This is a genomic window from Streptomyces sp. NPDC048696, from assembly GCF_043198895.1.
GTDB lineage: Bacteria > Actinomycetota > Actinomycetes > Streptomycetales > Streptomycetaceae > Streptomyces.
Map to the genome: position 1 here is coordinate 20,132 of NZ_JBICVJ010000015.1, position 18,447 is coordinate 38,578.

17 protein-coding genes are annotated in these 18,447 nt (G+C 71.3%); 5 read left to right on the forward strand and 12 right to left on the reverse strand.

Going from position 1 to position 18,447, the window contains the following annotated elements; translation table 11 throughout:
* Positions 1–58 precede the first annotated feature (58 nt).
* Entirely contained in the window at positions 59–1,210 is a 1,152-nt protein-coding gene (locus tag ACGFRG_RS27835; protein ID WP_393268302.1) for an NlpC/P60 family protein, read from the forward strand.
* A 79-nt stretch (positions 1,211–1,289) separates the two neighbouring features.
* Here ACGFRG_RS27835 and ACGFRG_RS27840 read toward each other — a convergent pair whose 3' ends face one another.
* Positions 1,290–1,643, reverse strand: coding sequence for a hypothetical protein (locus ACGFRG_RS27840; protein WP_067163281.1), 354 nt, complete (start codon positions 1,641–1,643; stop codon positions 1,290–1,292).
* 329 nt (positions 1,644–1,972) lie between these two features.
* Here ACGFRG_RS27840 and ACGFRG_RS27845 point away from each other — a divergent pair, with 329 nt between their 5' ends.
* The gene (locus ACGFRG_RS27845) at positions 1,973–3,052 is read left to right on the forward strand and encodes an NlpC/P60 family protein (RefSeq protein WP_361426705.1); all 1,080 of its coding nucleotides are present in this window, start codon (positions 1,973–1,975) and stop codon (positions 3,050–3,052) included.
* Between the two features lie 40 nt (positions 3,053–3,092).
* On the opposite strand, the gene ACGFRG_RS27850 is transcribed toward ACGFRG_RS27845, so the two are convergent.
* The 7 genes from ACGFRG_RS27850 to ACGFRG_RS27880 form a co-directional block, all read right to left on the reverse strand.
* Positions 3,093–4,229, reverse strand: a complete 1,137-nt coding sequence (locus tag ACGFRG_RS27850; RefSeq protein ID WP_393268307.1) for an alpha/beta hydrolase — start codon at positions 4,227–4,229, stop codon at positions 3,093–3,095.
* 47 nt (positions 4,230–4,276) lie between these two features.
* The gene (locus ACGFRG_RS27855; protein WP_393268310.1) at positions 4,277–5,545 is read right to left on the reverse strand and encodes an alpha/beta hydrolase; all 1,269 of its coding nucleotides are present in this window, start codon (positions 5,543–5,545) and stop codon (positions 4,277–4,279) included.
* Positions 5,546–5,656: 111 nt separating this feature from the next.
* A complete protein-coding gene (locus ACGFRG_RS27860; RefSeq protein ID WP_393268313.1) occupies positions 5,657–6,694 on the reverse strand; it encodes a hypothetical protein in 1,038 nt (345 codons plus the stop codon).
* 24 nt (positions 6,695–6,718) lie between these two features.
* The gene (locus ACGFRG_RS27865) at positions 6,719–8,980 is read right to left on the reverse strand and encodes a hypothetical protein (protein WP_393268316.1); all 2,262 of its coding nucleotides are present in this window, start codon (positions 8,978–8,980) and stop codon (positions 6,719–6,721) included.
* 10 nt (positions 8,981–8,990) lie between these two features.
* A complete protein-coding gene (locus ACGFRG_RS27870) occupies positions 8,991–9,452 on the reverse strand; it encodes a hypothetical protein (protein WP_361426692.1) in 462 nt (153 codons plus the stop codon).
* A gap of 122 nt (positions 9,453–9,574) precedes the next feature.
* Positions 9,575–10,276: a response regulator transcription factor gene (locus ACGFRG_RS27875; protein WP_361426689.1), complete on the reverse strand. Its 702-nt coding sequence runs from the start codon at positions 10,274–10,276 to the stop codon at positions 9,575–9,577.
* Positions 10,273–11,553 carry a PspC domain-containing protein gene (locus tag ACGFRG_RS27880; protein WP_361426686.1) on the reverse strand — a complete coding sequence of 427 codons (1,281 nt, stop codon included), beginning with the start codon at positions 11,551–11,553 and terminating at the stop codon, positions 10,273–10,275. Before ACGFRG_RS27880 ends, ACGFRG_RS27875 begins: the two co-directional genes overlap by 4 nt.
* Positions 11,554–11,749: 196 nt before the next feature.
* Here ACGFRG_RS27880 and ACGFRG_RS27885 point away from each other — a divergent pair, with 196 nt between their 5' ends.
* Both ACGFRG_RS27885 and ACGFRG_RS27890 read left to right on the forward strand, forming a co-directional pair.
* Complete coding sequence (locus ACGFRG_RS27885) at positions 11,750–13,090, forward strand: PspC domain-containing protein (RefSeq protein ID WP_361426683.1); 1,341 nt, start codon at positions 11,750–11,752, stop codon at positions 13,088–13,090.
* Positions 13,077–13,343: a hypothetical protein gene (locus ACGFRG_RS27890; RefSeq protein WP_361426680.1), complete on the forward strand. Its 267-nt coding sequence runs from the start codon at positions 13,077–13,079 to the stop codon at positions 13,341–13,343. Before ACGFRG_RS27885 ends, ACGFRG_RS27890 begins: the two co-directional genes overlap by 14 nt.
* On the opposite strand, the gene ACGFRG_RS27895 is transcribed toward ACGFRG_RS27890, so the two are convergent.
* The 4 genes from ACGFRG_RS27895 to guaA all read right to left on the reverse strand — a co-directional run bounded on the left by ACGFRG_RS27895 (position 13,247) and on the right by guaA (position 17,842).
* Entirely contained in the window at positions 13,247–13,771 is a 525-nt protein-coding gene (locus tag ACGFRG_RS27895; RefSeq protein WP_361426677.1) for a DoxX family protein, read from the reverse strand. The two genes, ACGFRG_RS27890 and ACGFRG_RS27895, sit on opposite strands and share 97 nt — an antisense overlap.
* Positions 13,772–13,876: 105 nt before the next feature.
* Positions 13,877–15,121: a hypothetical protein gene (locus tag ACGFRG_RS27900; RefSeq protein ID WP_393268322.1), complete on the reverse strand. Its 1,245-nt coding sequence runs from the start codon at positions 15,119–15,121 to the stop codon at positions 13,877–13,879.
* A 131-nt stretch (positions 15,122–15,252) separates the two neighbouring features.
* Complete coding sequence (locus tag ACGFRG_RS27905; RefSeq protein ID WP_393268324.1) at positions 15,253–16,050, reverse strand: class II aldolase/adducin family protein; 798 nt, start codon at positions 16,048–16,050, stop codon at positions 15,253–15,255.
* 202 nt (positions 16,051–16,252) lie between these two features.
* On the reverse strand, positions 16,253–17,842 hold the full coding sequence (guaA, locus tag ACGFRG_RS27910) for a glutamine-hydrolyzing GMP synthase (RefSeq protein ID WP_361426668.1): 1,590 nt from the start codon (positions 17,840–17,842) through the stop codon (positions 16,253–16,255).
* 315 nt (positions 17,843–18,157) lie between these two features.
* On the opposite strand from guaA, the gene ACGFRG_RS27915 reads away from it, so the two are divergent.
* Positions 18,158–18,445 (forward strand): chorismate mutase, encoded by a 288-nt coding sequence (locus tag ACGFRG_RS27915; protein ID WP_393268327.1) that lies wholly within the window; start codon positions 18,158–18,160, stop codon positions 18,443–18,445.
* Positions 18,446–18,447 lie beyond the last annotated feature (2 nt).

Here is an 18,447-nt window from a genome sequence, read left to right on the forward strand (position 1 = left end):
GTGCCGCCTCAGCCGGGGAACGCCCCCGTCCGGAACGATCCGGAAGGAGGTGTCGGCCTTGCCCTCGCACCGCAAGCCGCGCACCCGAATACGTACGGCCACACCCGCCGTCGGCATCACCACGGCCGCGCTCGCCTCGGTGAGCCTGCTGGGCCAGAGCGCGAGCGCCGCGCCCGGCGGGCCCAATCCCACGGTCGAGGAGGTCCAGCGCAAGGTCGACGACCTCTACCGGCAGGCGGGCACGGCCACCGAGAAGTACAACCGGGCCAAGGAGAGCGCCGACGTCCAGCGCGAGCGGACCGACGCTCTGCTCGACCAGGTCGCCCGGGGCACCGCCCGGCTGAACGACACCCGCCGGGTCCTCGGCAGCTACGCCGCCGAGCAGTACCGCACCGGCGGCATGGCCTCCACCATGACGCTGATGCTCGCGGACGACCCGCAGACGTTCTTCGACCAGAACCAGCTGATGAAGCAGCTGACCGGCCGCGAGGAACAGGCGCTGCGCACCTTCGAGACCGAGCGTGCGGCCAACGCGAAGCAGCGCGCCGAGGCGAGCCGGAGCCTGGCGCGGCTGACCGCCTCGCAGGAGGCGCTGCGGGCCGGCAAGCAGGACGTCCAGGCGAAGCTGGCCGCCGCGCGCACCCTGCTGAGCACGCTCACCGCGCAGGAGAAGGCGCGGCTCGCGGCCCTGGAGAAGGCCAAGGAGGACGAGGCGCGGCGCAAGGCCGAGGAGCTGGCCGCGCGGCAGGCGGCGGCCAAGAAGGCGGCGGAGGCGGCAGCGGCGGCCCGTAAGCCGTCGTCGGGCTCGACCGGTACGGGAAGCGGCGCAGGGTCCACGTCACCCTCGGTGCCCTCGTCGTCCGCCAAGGCCGACAAGGCGCTCGCGTTCGCCCGCGCCCAGATCGGCAAGCCGTATGTGTGGGGCGCGGTCGGGCCGTCCTCGTACGACTGCTCGGGGCTGACCCAGGCCGCCTGGCGGGCCGCCGGGGTGGATCTGCCGCGCACCACCTGGGACCAGGTCAACGTCGGCACCCGGGTCGCGACGGCCGATCTGCGCCCCGGTGACCTGGTGTTCTTCTACGACGACATCAGCCACGTCGGGATGTACATCGGCAACGGGATGATGATCCACGCGCCGCACCCGGGGGCGTACGTCCGCGAGGAGTCGATCTACTACATGCCGATCTACGGGAGCGTGCGGCCCGGGTAGCGCGGCGGCGGCGCGATCACGTCCGGAGCGGGCGCGATCACGTCCGGAGCGGGCGCGGTCAGGTCCGGAGCGGGCGCGGTCAGGTCCAGAGCGTCGCGATGAAGATGTTCGCCACCGTCAGGCCGCCCACCGCGCCGAACAGCGCCTTCTCGACCTTCTCGTCGTCCCGCTTCACGTAGACCAGGCCCAGGATCACCACCAGGACCGCCAGCTTCAGGCCGATCTTGGCGGTGTTCACGGAGTTGTCGTCGGCCTGGTTGAGGCCCACCAGGGCCACGCCCGTGACCAGCATGGTCAGCGCGCCGTGCAGCATCGCGGGCACGAAGCGCGCGGTCCCGGCACCCATCGCCTTCATCTGGGTCAGAAAGCCGCCGAGCAGCGAGGCGATGCCGATGATGTGGAGGGCGACGAAGACATTGATGAGTACGTCCATGGAATCGGAGCCTAACGACCGCGGGTCACGGCCCCGTCGCCAGGTCGGGGTCTCATCCAGCGCTTCGGTCACAGCCGTACCCGCAAAGAGGACCCAGCCGAAGTCACTCCGGTCACATCCGGTCGTACAGACACCGGAAGAGAACACTTCTCTTCATTGCCTCACTCGCCCGTGTCATCCAGGTTTAGCGTCCTCCACCAGGTGACCGGACTCCCCACCGCCGCCCCCTACCGGGCGGCCATCGGTCACCACGCCGAGAGATCCGGCGGCGGGCCGTCCCCCCTGTGCGGTCCGTCGCCGGATGTGCACGGAAGGACGTGAAGGCCCTAGTGGCTGCACATCGAAAGCCCAGGCAGCACCCGCTCACCGGCCCCGCCGCCCGCACCGCGGCGACGCTGGCACTGGCCGGAGCCGCCACCGCCACCGCCTTCGAGGGCACCGGCCACGCCGAGCCCCGCCTCACCCCCGCTCAGGTGAAGGCCAAGGTGGACAGGCTGTACCAGGACGCGGAGGTCGCCACCGAGGCGTACGACGGCGCCAAGGAGAAGGCCGACGAGACCCGCAAGTCCGTCGACGCGCTCCAGGACGAGGCCGCCCGCAAGACCGACCGGCTCAACAGCGCGCGCAACGCGCTGGGCTCCATCGCCACCGCCCAGTACCGCACCGGCGGCATCGCCCCCGCACTCCAGCTGATGCTCTCCTCGGACCCGAAGCGGTACCTGGACGACGCGGCGTTCGAGGAGCGGGCCGGGGACCGGACGGCGCACGCGGTGGCCGGGGTCCGCAGGCAGCTCGCCGAGCTGAAGCGGCTGCGCACCAACGCCGACGGCCGGCTCGCCGAGCTGCGCGGCCAGCAGGCGCAGCTCAAGCGGCAGAAGGACACCATCAAGGCGAAGCTCGACTCGGCCCAGGCGCTGCTGACCCAGCTGACCGCCGAGGAGCGGGCCGCGTACGAGGGCCAGGACGGCGCCCGCGCCGACGGCTCCGCCGCGCCGCGCGCCAGCCGCTCCTCGGGAGAGTCCTCGCCCCCGGCCCCCGACGGCCTGCTCCCGGCCCCCAGCGGGCGCGCGGCGGCGGCCGTCGCCTACGCCTACGCGGCGCTCGGCAAGCCGTACGTGTGGGGCGCGACCGGGCCGTCCTCGTACGACTGCTCCGGGCTGACCCAGGCCGCCTGGGGCGCGGCGGGCGTCTCGCTGCCCCGCACCACGTACACCCAGATCAACTCCGGGACCCGGGTGTCCCGTTCCGCCCTGGCCCCCGGTGACCTGATCTTCTTCTACTCGGGGGTCAGCCACGTCGGGCTGTACATCGGCGGCGGCCAGATGATCCACGCGCCGCACCCGGGGGCGCCGGTGCGGATCGCGCCGATCGACCAGATGCCGTTCGCGGGGGCGACCCGGCCGGCCTGACGGACAGCGGCGGCCCGGGGCTCGTCGGCCGGCGGGCCGGTCAGACTCCGTTGGCCGCCGCGACCCTGCCCGCCCCGCCCAGCTCCTTCGTCAGCCAGCGGAAGACGTCCGGCACCTGGTGCTCCCAGACGCTGCTGCGGTGGCCGCCGCCGTTGAGCCGTACGACGTGGACGACGGTCGGGGCCTTGGCCGCCTGCTTGAGCGCCATGCCGTCGTTGTAGCCGTCACCCATCTCGCCGGAGACGAAGAGCGAGGTCAGCGGCGGGGTCTTGGCGTTCTTGAGGATCCACAGCGGGTTGGACTCGCGGCGCAGCTTCGGGTCGTGCGCGGTGATCGAGGCGCTCTCGGCGGCCGGGTCGTTGTAGCCGGAGAGGTCGACGCCGGCCCGGTAGCGGTCGGGGTGCTCGATGGCGAGCTTGCCCGCGCAGTGGCCGCCCGCCGAGTACCCGGCGACCGCCCAGCCGTCGGCCCCGGTGTCGGCGCGGAAGTTGTCGGTGATCATCTTGCGTACGTCGACGCTGATCCAGGTGTCGGCGTTGACGACGCCCGGCACGTTGGCGCAGCCGGTGTCCTTGCCGTCGAGCAGCGTGGTGCGCGGCGAGACCAGGATGAACGGCGCGACCTCGCCCCGCTGCATCATCGGCGTCAACTGCTTCTGGGTGTGCAGCGAGCCGAACCAGGCGCCGATGGACCCGGGGTAGCCGGGCAGCAGCTCGACCACCGGGAAGCTCTTGTCCTTGTACGCGGGGTCGTTGTACTGCGGCGGCAGCCAGACCGCCACATCGCCCTCGACGCCGGAGATCGCGCCCTTCAGCGTGGTCTTCATGACGCCGTCGCCGACCTTGCCCTTGTACTCCTTGAAGTTCTGCTTGACCTTCGGCGCCGAGGCGGCCTTCTTGCCGCCGGTGCCGTCGGGGCCGAGGTCGGGAGCGGCGTTGACGTGGTTGCCGGTGCCCAGGAGGTCGTCCCAGTTGTCGTAGAGCCCGTTGGCGTTGTTCACCATCACGAAGACGACGAGGACGGCGGTGAACTGGGCGAACAGCAGCATGAACAGCCGCGAGGCCCCGCGCACCACGGCCGGGCCGCCGATCCTGCTCCACAGGAACAGGGGCAGCAGCAGGGCCACCACCGCCACGACGACGGCGGTCAGCAGGAACGGGGTACCGGTCAGGCTCATCACACGGGAGAAGAGCCGGTTGTACGAACTGGAGTTGCCCCGCTTGACTAGGGCTTTACCTTTTCGGTACTTGCCTGCGCGCGGACGGGGCTGGGCGACGGGGTGGCGAGGGGGCGACCGGGCCCGTGCGCTCCGCCGGGCAGATGCGCGCTCGCCGGGGGTCCGCTCGTGCGGGAGCCGCCCGTCGCGGGCGCGCTCGGCACGGGGCCGTCGAGCACACCACTGAGCCAGCGGAAGGCCTGCGGCACCAGCGGTTTCCAGGTGGTCACCCGGTGCCCGCCGGTGGTCCGCACGGCGGTGACGGAGGTCGGCGGCTTGGCGGCCCGCTGGAGCGCCAGGCCGTCGTTGTAGCCGTCGGCGGGCTCGCCGGTGAGGTAGAGGGAGGTGAGCGGCGGGGTCTTGGCGTGCGCGATTATCCACAGGGGGTTGGTCTCGCGCCGCAGCCGCGTGTCATGGGCGGCGACCGAGGAGGGCTCGGCGCCGGGGTCGTTGTAGCCGGAGAGCGCGATGCCCGCGCGGAAGCGGTCCGGGTGCTCCAGGGCGAGCTTGGCCGCGCAGTGGGCGCCGGCCGAGAACCCGGCGACGGCCCACCCGGCGGCGCTCTTCTGCGCCCGGAAGTTGTCGGTGACCATCTTGCGCACGTCCACGCTCAGCCAGGTGTCGGCGTTGACGACGCCCGGCTGGTTGACGCAGCCGGTGTCCTGGCCGGGCAGCAGCGTGGTGCGCGGCGAGACCAGGATGAACGGTTTCGCCTCGCCGTCCTCCGTCATCGGCTTGAGCTGTGTCTGTACGTCGAGGTTGCCCCACCAGTCCCGAGCGGACCCGGGGTAGCCCGCGAGCAGCTCGACGACGGGGAAGTCCTTGTTCTTGTACGCCGGGTCGTCGTACTGCGGCGGCAGCCACACGTACACCTCGCCCTCCGCGCCCGACAGCTCCCCCGTGAGGTGGGTGCGCCGCAGCTCCGGCCCGATGTCGGGGTCGTCGGTGACGGGCGTGAAGGTCTGCCGCACCCGGGGCGAGTCGGCGATGTTCCGCCCGCCGGTGCCGTCGGCGCCGAGGTCGGGGGCGGCGCTGACGTGGCTCTCGGTGCCGAGCAGATCGCCCCAGTTGTCGTACAGCCCGTACTGGTCGTTCACGGCCACGAACACCGCGACGATCGCGCTGGTCTGCGCCACCATCACCATCGCGAGCCGCACGGCCCCCCGCACCACCGCGGGCCCGCCGATCCGCCCCCACACGAACAGCGGCACGAGCACGGCGAGCAGGGCCACGATGAACGCGGCGGCGAGAAACGGAGTACCGGTCAGGCTTGTCACGTGGAGATAGAGGGTGAGGTACCTGTCCGGGTTGACTGGTTTGCGAGGTTTTTACGTGAGGGGCTTGCGGGCAGGTGATGAACGGGCCTACACGCGGGCGCGCGAGTGGGCTTACGTCCGGAGGCCCTTGGGTGAGGCGCCGATGTTGATCAGTGCCTCGTTCAGCCGTTCCTTTCCTGCCTGGCCGGAGTCCGCGACCTGGCTCAGCGGCTTCGTGACGGACTCGGCCGAACGGCCGCTCGCCTTCACCAGGATGCCGACCATGTCCCGGGTCTGTCCGACCAGGGCCGGGTAGCCGTCGGCGCTCCGCTCCCAGGTGCGAGCGATGTAGCGGGCCGGGTCGGCGGAGTACGCCGGAACCGGACTCGCATCCCCGTCCGACAAGCCCTTCATCACGCCCCCCTTCCACCGCGCCGCCTCGCTCGTCGTGCGGGCGGCGAGAAGGTCCTCGGCTATGCCGTCGAGCAAACCCAGCACGCTGGCGGTGTCTGTGACCGGCACGGAGAGGGCGTACCCGGCCGACGTCCTGGAGATCCGCGCCAGGTCGTCCGCCGAGCGCGCGGTCTCGGCCTTGCGGAGCGTCGCGTACGCGGCGGGGTCGTCGGACACCGCTCTCATGACTCGGGTGAGCGACTCGCTGTACACCGGCATGCGGACGACTCCCTTGTCGTCGCGCCACGGTCCGTCGTGCTTCATGTTGTAGACCGCCGAGCCGCCGTAGTTCACGAGCGTGGTGTGCATGTCGGTCGAGTAGTCGGCCAGCAGATCCGCGACCGTCTCTCGCAGGGGCCCCGCCATGTCCGCCTTGGAACGGTTGTGGAAGTCCTCGTCGAGGGTGTTGACCAGGTCGCGCATGACCCCGGCCTGCTGGAGCGTGTGCCGCCCGGAGCCGTCCGAGGCCGCCGCCTTCTTCAACGCGGCGGCCAGCTCCTGGCAGTTCATGTCCTTCGGGTCGGCCGGAGCCAGATCCTTGCGGATGCGGGCGTTCTCGCCGACGGTGGCGCAGGACGGCCCCGACCCGCCGCCGCCGGAGCGCAGAGCCAGCCATGTGCCCACCCCTGCGGCGAGAACGACGACGGCCGCGGCGAGGGCGAGCGCCTTCACCGGCGCCCGGCGGGCCTTGGGCTCCTGCGGAGCGACCGTCGTCACCTCTGTCTCCATGCCTGCCCCGGCTCAGTTGGTGGTGTCGGTGAGGTAGCCGCGCGCCATGGTCAGCCCGGCCGTATGCCCGCCCATGATCTCGTTGAACAACCCGTCCACCTTCTCCTGACCCTCCGGTGTTTTGGTGTCGTAACGCTCGTTCCCCCAAGTGCCCACGATCGTATGCATCTGGGTATCCGCGTTCATAAAGGAGTTGGCGATGTCCTCATTGGCTTTCGAGTCGGCCTTTGCCCGCATCGCGTTGTCCCACTCGTAGGTGATGGTGTCGACGCCACGCTGCAGGGAGTCACCGACGGCGATGGTCGTCTCGCCCGCGGTGAGATAGAGCGGCGTGAGCGCGCCACCGATGAAGTGGTAGGCCATCTTCGCCTTCCAGTCGGCCTTCGAGTACTCGCTCACGCGAGTGTCGTTGAGCACATCCTCGCGTATCGCGGTGTACGTGCCGAGCACGGACCCGGCGTGGGAGAGCGGCACACTGCGGTCGAACCCCGTCGCCCCCTGCGGTATCTGGTGCAACTGCTGGTCGATGTAGCGCAGTTCCGTCTTGTTGAGATCCGAGTAGGCGTTCGGGTCGTCCGAAAGCCCCCGCATGACCTGCACCAGTTCCTTCGGCAACGTCGCGAGATGGGCCTTGCCGTTCGCGTCCGTCCAGGACCCGTCGACCCGGTGGTCGAAGTAGCCGCCGCCGGATCCGCTGAGGATCGCGTGCGTGTCCGGGGTGTACTCGGCGAGCGCCTTGGCCACCGGGTCGCGCAGGTCGGCCTGGACCGTGGTGCTGGTGCCGCCGTCCAGGTTCTTGATGATCGCGTCCATCACCCGCGCCTGGGCCTGGGTGTGCCCGGGCACCGGATACGGATCCTGGTTCACGCCGAGCGGCGGGTGGCCCGTCGCCGCGGCCTCCAGCGCCGAGCCGAGCCCGGCGCGGGGGTTGGGCAGGTCGAGGTGCTCGGTGGCGTACCCACCGGAGACGAAGTGCGAGGGCCAGTGCCGGGCGTCGTGTCCCGAGCCCACCAGGTACTTGAGGTGGTCGGCGCCGTCCTTGTCGGCCGGGTCGAAGAAGAACGTCGAGGCGTCCGGGTTCTTGCTCATGACGCCCATCAGCGCATCGATCGGGTCCGGAGTGATGCCCTTGTAGTCGGCGCCCCAGGTGTCGAACAGGCTCTTGCTCTTGTCCGCCCTCTCGGCGGCGATCATCTGGTCGCCCATGGCGTTCAGATACTGGTCGTCGTACGGGACGTCAGCCTTCTGCATCAGCGTCGTGAGGATCTGGTACCCGTGCAGCGGGCGCAGGTTGTCCCCGTAGTTGTGGGTGCCGGTGTCCTGCATACCGGCCATCCAGTCCTTGTAGAACTTGCCGTCCGCGCTGTCCAGCCACGCCTTGTACTTCTCCGAGCCCGGCGGCATGTCGGCGACCTTGCCGGGGACAGTGGTCGCGGTGGCCAGCGAGTCGGCGAAGCCGCGTTCGATGGCCGCGTAGTCGCTCTTGTGGTCCTTGTCGGAGAGCGCCCAGTCGTCCACGTGCCGGGTGAACTTCATCGCGCCGTCGGGGCCCAGTTCCTGGAGCAGCGTCTGCGTGAAGACCTTGTTGTTGGCGTGGTCCCGGAACAGCTCCTCCGCCTTCGCCAGCTCCTGCGGGGTCAGCTTCTTGCCGTCATTGATCTTGTTGGCCAGCTGGACCATCGCCTCGGCCTCGTAGTACTCCACGTTCCCGTTGGCCTTGGCGTTGAAGCCGTTCGGGGTGCCGTCCAACGGGTTGGCGTCCGCTCCCACGGCATCCAGGGCGGTCTTCATCCACTGGTCCGCTTCGTCCATGGCGGACACGGCCTGCGCGATGTGCTGGCTCCAGGAGCTCTCGACGTCGTGGAAATCCGGGTCGTGGCGCATCGCGTTGGCCGCCGACGCGCTCACCTTGCTGAAGTCGAAGGTCGCGGTGCCCGTGTCGGACACCTTCATGCCCGCCTTGATGGCGTCCTCCCTGGCGGACACCACCTTGGCCTTCAGGTCCACGAACTGTGTGTGCGCCTCGCGCAGCAGCGAGGCGACGGCCTTGGCCTCCGTCTGCGCGGCCACGTACTGGTTGTGCGTGGTCGCGAAGTTGGGCCGGGAGTAGAGCGAGGCCTGGCCGGTCCAGGTGCCGTCCAGGCTCACGTTCTGGACCTGGTTCTTGTAGCGGTCCTCCAGCTTCTTGAACTCCCCCGCCATCGCGTCCCACTTGTCGGCGGCGGTGGTGAGCTGGGAGAGATCGGTCTTCATGATCTCTTCGTAGGTCAGCAAGGCGGGTCTCCTACGGGTGCGCCGGCGGCGAGATCTGGTACAGCCCGGACGGTTTGATCAGCGGGTTGAAGTCGTTGCCGACGCCGATGTCGTTGTTGAAGAACAGCTGGTTCGTGCCGCGCAGCGCGGCCTTCTCACCGGACAGCCGGGCCAGCAGCGCCGTGACCGACTTCCCCCAGTTCTCCTCGGCCTTCTTCAGACCCTCCCCGGTCGCCCAGCCCGTGAACGCCTTGACCGCCGTGGCCGTCGCCTCGTCGGCCCAGGCGCCCGCCTTCTTGCTGTTGGGCTCGAAGTCCGTCTCGATGTCGTTGGCGGCGGTCTTCTTGCGCCCCGCGTTGGACGCCAGATCGTTGTCGTTGCCCGGACCCGCCGGCGCGGGCGGCCCGTCGTTCGGCACCCGGTTCAGCCGCATGCTCACCGGCTGCCCGGCGGCCGCCGCCTTGCTCGACGCCCACTCTTCCTCGAAGCTCATGGACCACTCCCCCGTGTCCCGGAGATCACCAACGGCGCGCATCGTAACTTCCCTATCGCGAAGTCACGTTGGTTTTGACGCTGTCTTGACAATCCCGGTTCCCGCCTCCCCGGCGGGTGCTGTCAGACCAGCCGCCGCGCCGTCGCCCAGCGCGTCAGCTCATGGCGGTTGGAGAGCTGGAGCTTGCGCAGCACCGCCGAGACATGCGACTCGACCGTCTTCACCGAGATGAACAGCTGCTTGGCGATCTCCTTGTACGCGTAGCCGCGCGCGATCAGCCGCAGCACCTCACGCTCCCGCTGGGTCAGCCGGTCCATGTCCTCGTCGACCGGCGGCGCGTCCGTGGACGCGAAGGCGTCCAGGACGAAGCCCGCCAGGCGGGGCGAGAAGACCGCGTCGCCGTCCTGGACCCGGAAGATGGAGTCGACCAGGTCCGTACCCGTGATGGTCTTGGTGACATAGCCCCGGGCGCCGCCCCGGATCACCCCGATCACGTCCTCCGCCGCGTCCGACACCGACAGCGCGAGGAAGCGCACCGGCCGCTCCGCGTCCGCCATCAACGGGGCCGAGCGGCGCAGCACTTCCACCCCGCCGCCGCCCGGCAGGTGCACATCGAGCAGCACGACCTCCGGCCGGGTCGCCGTGATGACCGTGATCGCCTGGTCCACGTCGGCCGCCTCGCCGACCACCTCGACGCCCGTCTCCTCGGTCCGCCCGATCTCCGCCTGGACGCCCGTGCGGAACATGCGGTGGTCGTCGACCAGGACGACCCGCACCCGCCGCTCGGCTCCGCCCTGGGCTCCCTGGGTCTGCTCCGTCGTCATCCGTCCGCCCTCTCCATCTCCAGCTCGACCTCCGTGCCCCCACCGGGCACCGAACGCAGCCGCGCCGTTCCGCCGTTGCGCTGCATCCGGCCGATGATCGATTCTCGTACGCCCATCCGGTCGCCGGGCACCGCGTCCGGGTCGAAGCCCGGGCCCCGGTCCCGTACGGAGACGAAGACCGTACGCCCCTCGACCTCCGCGAAGACCTGGACCGCTCCGCCCTCGCCACCGTACTTCGCGGCGTTCACCATCGCCTCGCGCGCGGCCTGCATCTGCGCGGTCAGCTTCTCGTCGAGCGGGCAGTCGCCGACCACCACGACCTCCAGCGGGACGCCGTGCTTGTCCTCCACCTCGGCGGCGGCCTTCTTCACCGCCTCCGCGAGCGTCGTCGGCTCCTGCGCCTCGTCCTTGCCCGTACCCTCCGGCTTGTAGAGCCACGCCCGCAGCTCCCGCTCCTGGGCGCGGGCGAGCCGGCGCACCTCGCCCACGTTCTCCGCGTTGCGCTGGATCAGCGTGAGGGTGTGCAGCACCGAGTCGTGCACATGGGCGGCGACCTCGGCGCGCTCCTGGGCGCGGATGCGCATCAGCCGCTCCTCGGAAAGGTCCTGGGTCATACGCACCAGATACGGGCCGGCCAGCAGGGCTATGCCCGCGATCACCGCGACCGCGGCCGTCATCACATTGCCGAGCTGCGCGGCCGAGCCCCGGACCACCACGAACGCGGTGAACCCGGTGCCGACCAGGGCCACGCCCGCGAGTGCCCGGGCGAGCGGCAACAGCCTGCTGCGCCGGGCGCCCTCGGTCCAGCGCGCGCGCCGGGCGTTGTCCGCCTGCCGCCACACCAGGACCACCCCGGCGCCGACCAGCAGCGTCGGCCAGATGTAGGGGCTGGCCCAGCCGTCGACGTTCACGTTCCCCGCGAAGATCGCGGCTCCCACGCAGAGCGCTATCAGCGCGACGACCTGGCCCTTGTCGGGCTTGCGCAGCCTGCGGCGGCCGTCCGGGCTCACCTCGAACGCGGAGCGCGGCTCGGCGGCCGTACCGCCCAGGCCCAGCGGCACCACGAACCAGAACACCGCGTACAGCAGCGCCCCCAGGCCCTCGATCGTGAACAGGCCGAGGAAGACGATCCGCACCCAGACCACCGGCAGCCCGAGGTGGCCGGCGAGTCCGCGCGCCACGCCACCGAGCATCCGCCCCTCGGCGGACCGGTAGAGCTTGCGCACGGGGGGCTCGTCCGCCTCGGTGGGCGCGATACGGGAAGCGGCGACTGACATGCACCGATCGTCACACGCCGGGCCGGGCGCGGACATCAGGGTATGCCCCCACACCACCCCTGATCCGCGATCCCCGCACGGGGGAGGACGGATCCCCCGTCAGGGGGAGGCCCGAGCCGCCCATCAGGGCAATCTCAGGGACAGGCCAGGGTCGGGCCGGGTGCCGCACGCCCGTACCGCCCGTCACCATGGACGTATGACTCAGCCGACCGAGACTCCCCTCGCGCCGCCGGACCCCGGGCCCGCCGTGCCGCAGCTGCGCCGCAGCAGCCGCAACAAAGTGATCGGCGGCGTGTGCGGCGGGCTCGGCCGGTGGTGCGACATCGACCCGGTGATCTTCCGGGTGGCGCTCGGCGTGCTGACCGTCACCGGCGGCCTCGGGCTGGTCTTCTACGGCTTCGCGTGGCTGCTCGTCCCGCTGGACGGCGAGGACGAGAACGAGGCACGGCGGCTGCTGTCGGGGCGGGTCGAAGGGGCCGCGCTCGCCGCCGTGCTGATGGCGCTGGCCGGGTGCGGGATCTTCCTGTCCATGATCGGCAACGATTCGGTGCTCGTCTTCGCGGGTCTGCTCACCCTGGCGGTCGCGGGCACCGCCGTCTGGTCGCAGCGCCGCTCCACCGCTCCTGTGGACGCCCCGCCGGAGTCCGCCGCAGCCCAGACGGCGGCCGGCGCCGCCTCCCAGACCTTCGCCACCCCGGGCGCGCCCCCCGAGACCAAGGCGCCGCCCGCCCCCGGCCCGCCCTCCTGGTGGCGCGACCCGATCGTCAAGGACGGCACCACGGGCCCGGTCGGCACCGGCTATCTGTGGGGCGCCGAGGGCGCCGACGCACCGCCGGGACGCACCGGGTTCCGGGTCCGGGCCAAGGAGGGCCCGGCCGAGAAGGCGGCCGACCGGGCCACCCGGGGCCCGCGCCCGATCGGCGGGATCGTCTTCCTGCTCGCGCTGATCGCGGGCGGCGTCGGCACGGCGGGCGGCTGGCACCACCAGCCGCTGGGCACCGCGCTCCAGATCGGCCTGACCGCCGCCCTCGCGGTGTTCGGCCTCGGCCTGGTGATCAGCGCGTTCGTGGGGCGTACGGGGTTCGGCACACTGTTCATGGCGGTGCTCACCGCGGCCCTGCTGGCCGGGGCCTCGGCGCTGCCCAAGACCATCGACACCCACTGGACCCGGGCGAACTGGAGGCCGGCCGCCGTCGCCGACGTACAGCCGTCGTACCGGCTGGGCACCGGCGAGGGGACGCTCGATCTCAGCCGGATCGTGGTGCCCGCCGGGCAGACCGTGACCACGCGCGCGGAGCTCGGCGCGGGCCGGCTCCGGGTGTTCGTACCGAAGGGCGTGACCGTGAAGGCGACCATCCAGGTGGGCGTGGGCGATGTGCAGTTGCCCAGCGAGAGCCCGCACGACGTGGATGTCGAGCCGCGGCAGAAGAAGACCGTGACGCTCGCGCCGCCCGCGGACGTCAAGCCCGCCGGAACGGTCGAGCTCGATCTGCACGTCTCCATCGGCCAGGCGGAGGTGGACCGTGCCGCGTCATGAGTTCCGGCCCGGCCGGCTGATCGCGGGGGCCGCGGTGCTCGCCACGGCCGTGCTGTTCGCGGGCGACGCCGCCGACGAGTGGAACACGCCGTGGTACGCGGTGATCCCGCTGATGTCCGGCGGCCTCGGGCTCGCCGGGCTGGCGAGCTGGATCGCCTACGGGGTGCGCAGACGGCGCCGCGCCGCAAGCCAGGCGTCCGCCGACAGCAGCGGCGTCCCGGCCAGCACCAGCGGCAGCCAGGCCATGAGATAGGCCAGGTCGTTGCCGTAGTAGTACGGCGTGGTCGCCCAGCTCACGGTCAGCCACAGGCTGAGCGAGATCAGCGCCCCGCCGGCCGCCGCGAGCCGCCCGAACAGGCCGATCAGGATGCCGAGTCCGACCGCGATCTCGCCGAACGCGATGGCGTACCCGAAGCCGACCGGGCTCTTGAGGGCGAGGTCGACCAGGGCCGGGATCGCGGAGCTGTCGCGCACCGAGTGCATCAGCTCCCCGATCGAGCCGCTGCCGCTCGCCTTCAGGGTGGTGGTGCCGCCGGTGAGCTTGTCGAACCCGGCGTAGACGAACGTGACGCCGAGGAAGACGCGCAGCGGCAGCAACGCGTACCTGCCCGCCCGCTCCCTCAGCCCCGCCCTGCCCATCGCCGTGCCGCTGTGCGTCCGGGTGAGATATCCGTGTGCCATCGCCGATCCCGCCTTCCGTAACCCCTGTCAACAGACCATACGTACGGGAGGTACACGCGGCTCAACCGGTTGAGCCGTCAACGGGCTCGGTGCGGTGCGCGGGACTCAGTCGGTGACGTCGATCGAGATCCGGTTGGTCTCGACGCCCGCCGCCGTCACCACCCGCACCTCGACCCGGCCGGGCTCGACGTCGACCGGGACCGGGACGGTCAGCAGGGTGTCGCTGGGGTTGGCGAAGCCGCCGGTCACCGGGATCAGCGGCACATGGACATGGACGGCGCCGATCCGCACGACCATCCGGGCGAGCCGGTCGGGGGTGCCCGCGCCCGGCGGCACGAATCCGGCGCCCCGGATCTCGATGTCGTCGCCGGTACGGATCGGCGCGTCCAGGTCGCCCGCCTCCCGCGCCCGCACGACCGAGAGCACCACCGGGCGGCCGCCCTCCGCGTACTTCCCGGCGAAGTACGTCAGGGCCGACACCGCGACCAGCAGCGCCAGCGCCCACGGCAGATCGGGCAGCTGCTCCGGCCGACGGGTCAGGCGCACCCCGGCGAAGACCACGGCGACCGCGCTGACCAGCACGTACTGCACATCCGAGAAGCTGCCGCGCCCGGCGTCGTCGGTGAGCAGGTCGGCGGCGCGCGGCCGCTCGGCGCGCACCTTCTGCAGCCGCTGCCCGGCGATGCGTACGACCACCACGCGGCGCACCACCACGGCGATCGCGCAGACCAGCGCGACCACCGTCAACAGGCCCGCGCCCCGGCCGAGTTTCAGGCCGTCGAGCACCGCGTCGCGGTCCCCGGGACCGGACGCCGCGGCGAGGCGCAGCGCGAGGACGAGGACCGCGAAGACCACCAGCAGCACCCAGGTGGCGGCCACCGCGCGCGAGGTGGACAGCCGGTTGTCCTCGCCGACGACGGGCGCGAGCAGGCCGCCACGCGCGCGATGCAGCCGGGCGGCCCCGGTCAGCAGGACGGCGGCGGCCACGGCGGCGATCAGGCCCGCCGTCCGCGCGGCGGTCCAGCCGGTGCCGATCGCGGTGGACGACTCCGCGAGCGCCAGCGCGGCCACGCCGCCCCACACGATCGCGACGGTGGCCCGCCAGACCGCGCCCGGCCAGGCCTGCCCCGCCTCCCGGCCGCACTCGGCGAGGACGCGGGCGGACTGGGTGAGCTCGTCCGACACCCACTGGCGGGACGCCCCGGCGGAGTGCGCGACGGCGGCGGGCAGCCCCTCTCCGGCGGCGAACCCGTCGCGCTTGGCCAGGAACTCCGCGACAGCGCGCCGGTGCCCGTCCCGCGACCCCGGCCCGCACTCACCACAGCACTGCCGAGCCTCCTGCACCGCCACAGAGATCTCGCCCTCTCCCTCACGCACACCCAAGTCACGCCCACTGTCAGCGAATTGTGCCGTACGCGGAGCACCCCCCGGTCGGTGGGGCGTCGCGGCGCGAGTGATTGACGCACCATCAAATTGACGTACTACGACAGGAGTTCGGGCTCCGACTCGCTGATCTGGCGCCACAGCGGCTGGTAGTTGATCCAGGCGACCAGATCGCTGCCGAGCTGGTCATGGGTGGCGGCCGCGTCCGCGCGGTCGATGAGCACCGGCTTCCCGGCGGCCCGCGCGGCCAGCTGCACCTGGGCGCAGCGCTCCATCGACAGGAACCACCAGGCCGCCGCGTCCACCGAGTCCCCCACGGTCAGCAGCCCGTGGTTGCGCAGGATCACCGCCTTGTACGCACCGATCGCGGCCGCGATCCGGCGGCCCTCCTCGGCGTCGACGACCACACCCGTGTACGCGTCGAAGAGCGCGTGGTCCTCGAAGAAGGCGCACGCCTCCTGGGTGTACGGCTCGATCAGCTCGCCGAGCGCCGCCAGCGCGCGCCCGTGCACCGAGTGGGTGTGCGCGACGGCGACGACATCGGGCCGGGCCCGGTGCACCTGGGCGTGGACCGCGAAGGCCGCCTGGTTGACGTGGTGGCGGCCCTCGACGACCTGGCCGTCCCCGTTGACCAGCACCAGAGAGCCCGCCGTGACATGCGCGAACGGGACGCCGAAAGGATTCACCCAGTAGCAGTCCTCGAACTCCGGGTCCCGCGCCGAGATGTGCCCGGACACGCCCTCCTCGTAACCGAACCGCGCGAACAGCCGAAGCGCGCCGACCAGGCGCTGCTTTCGGTACCGCCGCGTGTCGACGGGGTCGTCGTGCATTGGGGGCAACGAGAAGTGGAGCTGATCCACAGGTATCGGCGTGGGCGCCGCCGGCATCTCGGTCATGGCCGGAAGTTACCGCGCGGTCCTGTCGGTGAACAGGGCGAGCACGTTGTCATCTGCGGGCCGTCTGGGGCTGGTCGCGCAGTTCCCCGCGCCCCTTAAAGGCGGCGCCGCAAGTGTCGCAGCCCCGCGCCCCCAAAGATCGGCGCCCGCCGCCTCCCGGAATCCGGGAGGCGGCGGGCGCCGATCCACTACTCGGGGAGTCCTACTCCCACTCGATCGTGCCCGGCGGCTTGCTCGTGACGTCGAGTACGACTCGGTTGACGTCGGCCACCTCGTTGGTGATGCGCGTCGAGATCTTCGCGAGCACGTCGTACGGCATCCGCGTCCAGTCCGCCGTCATGGCGTCCTCGGACGAGACCGGGCGCAGCACGATCGGGTGGCCGTAGGTGCGGCCGTCGCCCTGGACGCCGACGCTGCGGACGTCCGCGAGCAGCACGACCGGGCACTGCCAGATCTCGCGGTCGAGACCGGCCGCCGTCAGCTCCTCGCGGGCGATGGCGTCGGCCTCGCGCAGCAGGTCGAGGCGGTCCTTGGTGACCTCGCCGACGATGCGGATGCCGAGGCCCGGACCCGGGAACGGCTGGCGCTGGACGATCTCCTCCGGCAGGCCGAGCTCCTGGCCGACCATCCGGACCTCGTCCTTGAACAGCTTGCGCAGCGGCTCGACGAGCTCGAACTCGATGTCGTCGGGCAGGCCGCCCACGTTGTGGTGCGACTTGATGTTCGCGGTGCCGGTGCCGCCGCCGGACTCGACGACGTCCGGGTAGAGGGTGCCCTGCACCAGGAAGGCGACCTCGGGGCCGTCCTCCTGGAGGATCTCCAGCTGCGCCTGCTCGAAGACGCGGATGAACTCGCGGCCGATGATCTTCCGCTTGGTCTCCGGGTCGGAGACCCCGGCGAGCGCGGTGAGGAACCGCTCCTGCGCGTCGACGACCTTCAGCTGGACGCCGGTGGCGGCCACGAAGTCCTTCTCGACCTGCTCGGTCTCGCCCTTGCGCATCAGACCGTGGTCCACGTACACACAGGTCAGCTGGGAGCCGATGGCCTTCTGGACGAGGGCCGCGGCGACCGCCGAGTCCACACCGCCGGACAGGCCGCAGATGGCGCGCTTGGTGCCGACCTGCTCGCGGATCAGCGCGACCTGCTCCTCGACGACGTTGTGCGTCGTCCAGGTCGGCTCGATGCCGGCGCCGCGGTAGAGGAAGTGCTCCAGGATCTGCTGGCCGTGCGTGGAGTGCAGCACCTCGGGGTGGTACTGCACGCCGTACAGCTTCTTCTCGTCGTTCTCGAAGGCCGCGACCGGTACGACGTCCGTGGACGCGGTGACGGTGAAGCCCTCGGGGGCCGCCGAGCAGGCGTCGCCGTGCGACATCCACACCGACTGCTCGGTGGGCGTGCCCTCGAAGAGCGTCGAGCCGGCCTTGGTGACGTGCAGCGGCGTACGGCCGTACTCGCGCGCGCCGTTGTCGTCGACCGTGCCGCCGAGCGTCGTCGCCATCAGCTGGAAGCCGTAGCACATGCCGAAGACCGGGACCCCGGCCTCGAAGATCTCACGCTCCAGGACGGGGGCGCCTTCCGCGTACACGGAGGACGGGCCGCCCGAGAGGATGATCGCCTTCGGGTTCTTGGCCAGCATCTCGGCGACGGGCATCGTGCTGGGCACGATCTCGCTGTAGACCCGGGCCTCACGGACGCGGCGGGCGATGAGCTGGGCGTACTGGGCGCCGAAATCGACAACCAGGACTACGTCCGGGTTGGATGCGGGCGCGGCAGCGGTGGGCGCTGATGACACTGGCGGCCTTCCGGCGGTGGGAGGGGGTCGGTAATTGTCGATTCTACCGGGGCGCGCGCCGGGCATTTTCGTCTCACCATCCGAACCCGGGTTGGCTCCGCCCGCCGGGCCGGGTTCATACTGTGCCCATGCGCAAGCACCAGACCTTCGTCTTTACCTATGGCACCCGGCCCGCCGGGCGCCATGGTCGTGCTGCTTGAGCAACTGACAAGCGACTTCCCAGGCGCCCCGGGCCGACAAGGCCCGGGGCGCTCTGTCATTTCCGGGCCTTGCCGCTCCGGGGCCGCCTCCCCCGAGACACGAGGAGCCCCCGACATGACCGCCACCCAGACGGAGAAGACCGGCGCCCGCACCGACGAGGCCGCCGCCGTGATCACCGGTGCCCGCGAGCGCATCGACATGCTCGACGACCGGATCATCGGCCTCATCCAGGAACGGATGGCCGTCTCGGCCGTGATCCAGGAGTCCCGGATCGCCTCCGGTGGCCGCCGGGTGAACCTGAACCGCGAGATGGAGGTCCTGGCCCACTACCGGGACGCGCTCGGCAAGCCCGGCACCGCGCTGGCGATGACGATGCTGGAGCTGTGCCGGGGCCGGATCTGAGG